Raw genomic sequence first — 1734 nt, 5'->3', positions numbered from 1 at the left:
GTTCTCTACATCGTACTGTACATCTGATTTGATAGAAACCGGAGAAGACATAAAGTCAGAAACAGCATCGGCATCAATTCCTTCGAGCGAAAGCAGTTTCCGATAAGCATTGGAGCTTTGCAGAGACTGTAAGTCGGTAGAGATCGTTCCTAATTTCTGGTTTAATGTACCGAGCGTTTGACCTGCTTGATTCAGCGTATCGGCACTGTCATTCATCGTCGTTTTGAGCTGGGTCAACAGCTGCTTTACCTGTTTTGTTGTTGATGGAATGCCGGACAGGGCAGCGGTTAGATCGCCATTCACAGTGGAAAGGCCGTCAAGAGATTGGTTGATTTGTGGGAAGACCTGCGCGTTTAGCTTGTCGCGTGAGGTCTGTAAGGACGATTTTCCGTTGGATGCAATCTGTTCCAAGGAAGTTCGTGCGGTTTTTGCCGTGCTGACAGCTTCTTTCATTGCAGAATTTCCGGAATTTAACGAATCCAACAGCTCTTGCAGGGAAGCGTTTTGTGCCTGTAATTTCTGAATTTGTTCAGTAATCGCATTGGACAGTGAAGAGTCGTTTTGAATGCTCTGATGCAGCGCGTATAAATCATTGATGATTTGTGCGTTTTTCTGATTGAGCGCTGTGACAGAATCAATGCCATTTCCGACTGTTGTCAGTACTTCGTTTGCATTGGTCTCAAAAATACCAAGCTTGGAAGAGGCAGAGAGTGAAATGTTGTTGAGCTGTGTCTCTCCATTGGATAGATTCTGAGAAACCTGTCCGGAAAAACTGCCGAGCGCTGTTCGGCTTTTGGAAAGCTGTGTGGAAACATTGGACAGCGCATTGGAACCAGACTGTGCCGTTTGATCCACTTGATCCAATCCTGCAATTGTGTCATTGATGACAGAATTAGACTGGTTGACGGTATTTTGGAAGTTTTGTACGGCGGTTTGGTATTGCGACAGATTGTTTTGTACATCAGAAATAGAATTGGTTAATTCTTGATTGGTGCTGCTCAAGTCACCTGCCAGACTGGAAACAGAAGAACGGATAATATCCGAGATCGATTCTGATGCTACTGCGGAAAAGGTGTCGTTGATTTCCTGCTGAATGGTTGTCGCACCGGTATCTGTGATTTTTGGCGCAATAGCATTCTTTTTTTCGTTAATATAGTAATCAAGCTCCGGTTGTTCCAGCTTTCCAGACAGGATGCTGACTAGAGATTCACTGAAATCCTTTGGAATGACAATCGCTGCATAGTATTCGCCGGATTTCACGCCCTCTTTGGCGTCTTTGGTGTCAACAAATGTCCAACCGAGCTGATGGTTGTCTTTTAGCTTCTTTATGATTTCATCGCCTGCGTTGAGCGATAGTATATCGGTATCGGCGCCGGTGTCGTTATTGGCAACTGCCACTTTGATGCCTTCGGTATTGCCGTAGGGATCCATATTGGCTGCAATATTAAACCATGCATAAAGTGATGGCAAAAGACACACGCCTGCCATGACAAGTGCTGCCGCTGGATTGCGCAGCAAACGGCGGAGATCCCGCCGAAAAATCTGAAAAACAGACCGCATAAACTCCCTCCAGATATATGTTTCAATTTTCTTCGATTAGAAGATAATGTGCAGTAAATATTATACTGTATTTTGATAATATAATTCAATGATGATATGCATAAAACTGTTGGATAAAAAGCAGATGTTCAAGATCAAAGTGCTGGAATTTTGTTAACTAAAAGTTAAAATGAT

General features: G+C 43.6%; 1 protein-coding gene. It reads right to left on the bottom strand.

The annotated features are described in order from the left end of the window. A partial coding sequence (locus ACR0P9_RS12055) for a YhgE/Pip family protein (RefSeq protein WP_432620481.1) occupies window positions 1-1560 on the bottom strand: 1560 nt, incomplete at its 3' end. Between the last annotated feature and the right edge of the window lie 174 nt (window positions 1561-1734).

It is taken from the genome of Butyricicoccus sp. (assembly GCF_050872565.1).
In the GTDB taxonomy this organism is placed as follows: domain Bacteria; phylum Bacillota; class Clostridia; order Oscillospirales; family Butyricicoccaceae; genus Butyricicoccus_A.
Note: the sequence above shows the minus strand (reverse complement) of the source record. Positions and strands in the feature narration are given on the sequence as shown.